The organism is Bartonella sp. CB10SXKL, from assembly GCF_042195515.1.
GTDB lineage: Bacteria > Pseudomonadota > Alphaproteobacteria > Rhizobiales > Rhizobiaceae > Bartonella.
Genome location: NZ_JBHION010000035.1, coordinates 1 through 4,413 on the forward strand (window position 1 = coordinate 1; position 4,413 = coordinate 4,413).

The 4,413-nt window shown below is 35.8% G+C and carries 6 protein-coding genes and 1 pseudogene; 5 read left to right on the forward strand and 2 right to left on the reverse strand.

The window, feature by feature from the left end:
• Window positions 1–273: 273 nt before the first annotated feature.
• Window positions 274–600, reverse strand: coding sequence for a hypothetical protein (locus ACFIK3_RS08960; protein ID WP_273721234.1), 327 nt, complete (start codon window positions 598–600; stop codon window positions 274–276).
• A 113-nt stretch (window positions 601–713) separates the two neighbouring features.
• Between ACFIK3_RS08960 and ACFIK3_RS08965 the strand changes: the two genes are divergently transcribed.
• Genes ACFIK3_RS08965 through ACFIK3_RS08975 form a run of 3 tightly spaced genes read left to right on the forward strand, consistent with a single transcriptional unit; the run spans window position 714 to window position 2,665 of the window.
• Complete coding sequence (locus tag ACFIK3_RS08965; protein WP_375676581.1) at window positions 714–1,037, forward strand: hypothetical protein; 324 nt, start codon at window positions 714–716, stop codon at window positions 1,035–1,037.
• Window positions 1,038–1,047: 10 nt separating this feature from the next.
• Window positions 1,048–1,977: a hypothetical protein gene (locus ACFIK3_RS08970; protein ID WP_375676582.1), complete on the forward strand. Its 930-nt coding sequence runs from the start codon at window positions 1,048–1,050 to the stop codon at window positions 1,975–1,977.
• Between the two features lie 10 nt (window positions 1,978–1,987).
• Window positions 1,988–2,665 carry a hypothetical protein gene (locus ACFIK3_RS08975; protein ID WP_375676583.1) on the forward strand — a complete coding sequence of 226 codons (678 nt, stop codon included), beginning with the start codon at window positions 1,988–1,990 and terminating at the stop codon, window positions 2,663–2,665.
• On the opposite strand, the gene ACFIK3_RS08980 is transcribed toward ACFIK3_RS08975, so the two are convergent.
• Window positions 2,655–3,635: a hypothetical protein gene (locus ACFIK3_RS08980; RefSeq protein ID WP_375660272.1), complete on the reverse strand. Its 981-nt coding sequence runs from the start codon at window positions 3,633–3,635 to the stop codon at window positions 2,655–2,657. The genes ACFIK3_RS08975 and ACFIK3_RS08980 overlap by 11 nt on opposite strands.
• A 75-nt stretch (window positions 3,636–3,710) precedes the next feature.
• On the opposite strand from ACFIK3_RS08980, the gene ACFIK3_RS08985 reads away from it, so the two are divergent.
• Both ACFIK3_RS08985 and ACFIK3_RS08990 read left to right on the forward strand, forming a co-directional pair.
• Entirely contained in the window at window positions 3,711–4,184 is a 474-nt protein-coding gene (locus ACFIK3_RS08985; protein WP_375676584.1) for a crossover junction endodeoxyribonuclease RuvC, read from the forward strand.
• Window positions 4,174–4,413: pseudogene (locus tag ACFIK3_RS08990) on the forward strand (hypothetical protein); the annotation flags it as partial. The gene ACFIK3_RS08985 and the pseudogene ACFIK3_RS08990, both read left to right, overlap by 11 nt.

A 4,413-nucleotide genomic window follows, 5' to 3' on the forward strand; every position in this document is an offset into this window, starting at 1 on the left:
TCAGAATTTATAAACACTGGTTTATTCACAAATGCCTCCATACTGCCTATTGGCAAAAGTTATTTTCTAAGATATGGAGTGAACATATTTTCGATTTTAGAATAAGTCAATATAATTTTTCTAAAACAGAAAAAATTTTTTTAGTAATAGACAAATAGTCTACACAAAAAAGTAATTTAATTTTCATTTCAATGTGGAGAAAATTCTGTATGAAGCAGTCTAAAAAAGCTCTAAAAATATTTTCGTCATTAACAAATGAGCAAAAACGGGTGGTTATTTTCCATCTTCTTCTTGCAAAGATCGCAGAAAAGAAATGACGGCTTTTCTATGCTCTGGCTTTGCCGAGGAATATAATTTTAAAAAATAATCATCACAATTATCGGGTATAAAATGAGGGGGGAGAGCTTTAAAAAATGAAGTTAATCTAACGAGTTCATCAGCAGATATGCTTCTACTTTCTTTATCATCATCGACAGAAAGCATTTTAGATACAACAGATGTATGAAGTCCCATATGTTTAGCTAATTCAGTTCGGGACCCATGACCCATTGTTTTAAGTTTTTCATTTGCCCAAATTTTTATTTCTTTTTGAATATCCATACTTATCAATATTCCTATTGTTTTAAAAAATATCAACATTTCTATTTTAGAAAAAATGTTGACATTTTTTCTATAATCGAATAAATGCCCGTTTGATAAATAGAGAAATTAAAATGAATATCAAAAATTCAGCAGGTACGATTATAAAATATTTAGGCGGTGCGAAACGTGTGTCATTGATTTCTCAATGCCATGTGTCTGCTGTTTATAAATGGACTTATCCTTTAAAAAAACTAGAGGGTAAAGGCGGAATTATACCAGCTAAGTATCAAATTATGCTTCTGAACTATGCACGTGATCATGGGATAGATTTGCGTCCAGAAGATTTTTTTTATCCCGAGCGCTTGCTGAGATTAATGCAAGAGCAACACCCCCCATTGTCGAAAATTAGCAAGAGCTGCGGTGTTGATCACACCGGAGAAACTTTACAGCATTAAGGAGATAAAGATGAGTTCGAATGAAATTTTATGGATAGCAGTGGTTTCAGTTTTGCTCTTAAGCGGAGTGATGTTTCGTATTGCATTGCATTATCGCAACCAAGTTAAAGCACTTAAAGAGCAGGTTCAAGATATTAAGAAAAAAATGAAAGAGAATGAGTTTAGGTATTTAAAGGAAAGCAAGCAGACAATTGATGAATGTGATGCAGATCTTGAAGAACGTGACGAGGAAATTAAACAACTGAAACAAAAGACTGAAGAGCATGAAAAGGCGTTCAGAAATGTAAGTGAAGTTGTAATGACACTCGAAGCAGATGTTCAATCACGTGATACGGAAATTAAAGAATTGAAGCAAGAGATTAAAGAACGCGACGAGAAAATTGAAGAACTTAAGCAAAAGATAGATGCGTACCGAGAAGAGTTTAAACGGAAAAGTGAAAAGATACAGGCACTAAAAGCAGATGTTCAATTACGCGACGAGGAAATTAAAGAATTGAAGCAAAAGATGGAAGAATGTGACGACGAGGAAATTGATGAACTGAAGCAAGAGATTAAAGAACGTGAGGAGGAAATTAAAGAACTCGAAGCAGATGTTCAATTACGCGACGAGGAAATTAAAGAATTGAAGCAAGAGATTGAAGAACGCGACGAGGAAATGGAAGAACTGAAACAAAAGATGGAAGAATGTGACGATGAGGAAATTGATGAACTGAAGCAAGAGATTGAAGAACGTGACGAGGAAATTGATGAACTAAAACAAAAGATAGATGCGTACCGAGAAGACTTTAAACGGAAAAGTGAAACGATAGAGGCACTAAAAGCAGATGTGCAATCACGTGATGCGGAAATTCAAAGACTAACACAAAAGCTTAAACAGCGTGATGAAGCAGTAAAAGCGCCGCCTCATAAGAATAAGAAGAGTAAGAAGAAGGGTAAGTGAGGAGAGAAAGATGAGTTTAGTAGCAATTGTTATTTCCTTAATTGCGAATGTGATTTCGTTTTATGCTGTTCATGACTCTTCTAAAAGAGTGCGAAGGCTTAGAAAAGAGCTAGCAGAAAAAAATGAGTTAATAGCGTCACAAAAAGCGTTGATGGAAGGACAGCTAGCAGAAAAAAATGAGTTAATAGCGTCACAAAAAGCGTTGATGGAAGAACAGCTAGCAGAAAATGAAGAGAAAATACAACATTTACAAAAATTACAAAAAGAAGTGCAAGAACGTTTGTTGGAATCTGAACAGAAGAAATCTAAAGAGCAAGAATATTTGACTGAATATGAAAATATTTATGAAAATCTTCAAGAGTCTGAAGATGTTCGTGCGCTTGTAAGAGAGTTTGTAGAAAAAGCCCCAATTGTAAATGAAGAAGATGATAGAACGCAAAAGATACTAATACAATTGATGAAGGATGAGCAGAAAAAGAATGAAGCAATTGAAATTATTGAAGATTTCAATAGATGGTTTATGGCAAAACAATCGGTTACAGTTGCAGAAGCCAATAAATGGGATAGGGCACAATATTTATCATTTCTTCTTATGAAACCAAAGCCAATGACATGGGCCGAGTTGGCTGAAAAAAGCCCTGAGGAACAACAGCGTTATTCATCATGTTGGAAAACGGTTATTTATTGAATGGAAACCGCTTGGAATACAACAGCTCGGATAGTTTATTACGTGGTTTAATATTAAAATATTCGGGGCAAAAAGTCACTTTTTCTGGTGGATTTAAAGGATTTACGGCAGTGTGCTCCATAGTCAATATTAAAGGAATTTCTGAGTTTCTGTCTATAGGAAAAACACCAATAATTAGTCCTAATAGACCAGAAGGTTTGAGGCTAAATGGATCAATATCGCTATGTATGGGTGGATCGACTCGAGGTTTCTTTAAGCATAAGTGTTTTTCCTGTTGAGGATGGATGTAATGTAGTGCTCCTAGTGATTGTGGCAAAAGTTCACGATAGCATGCGGACATAAAGATAAAAAGGCTATTATCCTGTATGCTGATAGAGTTGATTTTAATTGTTTGTTTTGTAGCATTTGTAATGATTAAAGATACATATATTACTGGAAAGATATCATTAGGATTATCACTTATCCATGAACTGTGTGTGGTAACACGGAGCTTTTTTTCTTCTAAAATCTCTAATTGTTTTTCCAGAACTGTGGCAAGCTTTTTCATTGATATCGCTTGTTGTCTAGTTGATTTAGCTATGTCCATGGCATTGGCTAATTCTGTTTTAAATTTTTCTCGATCTTCTTCTCTTAATTTTTCATCTTTTTCTCGATCTTCCTTTCTCAATTTTGCAGCTTCTATGCGATCTTCTTCTCTTAATTTTTCATCTTTTTCTCGATCTTCCTTTCTCAATTTTTCATCTTTTTCTCGATCTTCCTTTCTCAATTTTGCAGCTTCTATGCGATCTTCTTCTCTTGATTTTGCAGCTTCTATTCGATCTTCTTCTCTTAATTTAAATGTCTGTTTAATAGAAAGAAAAGCAAAAATTGCGGATAATAAAGCACCAACCGAAGAAAGTGCAGAAAATAAAACAGAAAACGCAGAAAATAATACAGGATGCTGTTCTATCCAATTTAAAATCGCTTGCATACTTCTTACACCCTTCTTTCCTTCATTTTGGGAAAAAAACAATCCTATAAAACACATTTTGTATGGAGTGGTGCGGTGAATAACACGATTCTTTGTTTTGATCTAGGAACTAAGACGGGGTGGGCGATACGTGGTGCAAGTGGTGACATATTCAGTGGTACCGTGAATTTTCAATCGCGCCGTTTTGAAGGCGGTGGAATGCGTTACTTGCGTTTTAAACAATGGCTATCAGAAATAAAGCAGACAGCAGGTCAAATTGACGTGGTGTATTTTGAAGAGGTGAGGCGTCATAAAGGTACAGATGCAGCGCATGTTTACGGTGGTTTGTTAGCAACGTTAACGGCGTGGTGTGAACAGCATCAGATACCGTATGAGGGGATACCAGTAAGTACGATTAAGAAAGCGACGACAGGCAAGGGGAATGCGTCGAAAGAAGAGATGATTAAGGCGGTGCGTGCAAAAGGGCACAATCCGAAAGATGATAACGAAGCAGATGCTTTAGCAATTTTATATTTAGTTAAAGAAAGGGAATTGGGGTATGTCAACTAAGTTGCCATGGACGAGGCTTTTTGCATACAAATGGCTTCTTACTCTTGGTTGTTTGTCGCCGACCGAGAAATGTATCTATGTCATGTTGCGACTTCTAATGCTCCATACTGGTGAACCTATTTTAAAGGACTTAACGGTATTAGCTTTTTGGGTTGGTTATCCAGTAGAAGAGTTTGAAGCAGCTTTGAATTCCTTGATTGAAGGTGGATTCATCATACGTTTAGACAAT

Bases quoted from the DNA above. Each gene is read 5' to 3' on its own strand.
- ACFIK3_RS08960 (WP_273721234.1), bottom strand. From the start codon at position 600: ATGGATATTCAAAAAGAAATAAAAATTTGGGCAAATGAAAAACTTAAA.
- ACFIK3_RS08965 (WP_375676581.1), top strand. From the start codon at position 714: ATGAATATCAAAAATTCAGCAGGTACGATTATAAAATATTTAGGCGGT.
- ACFIK3_RS08970 (WP_375676582.1), top strand. From the start codon at position 1,048: ATGAGTTCGAATGAAATTTTATGGATAGCAGTGGTTTCAGTTTTGCTC.
- ACFIK3_RS08975 (WP_375676583.1), top strand. From the start codon at position 1,988: ATGAGTTTAGTAGCAATTGTTATTTCCTTAATTGCGAATGTGATTTCG.
- ACFIK3_RS08980 (WP_375660272.1), bottom strand. From the start codon at position 3,635: ATGCAAGCGATTTTAAATTGGATAGAACAGCATCCTGTATTATTTTCT.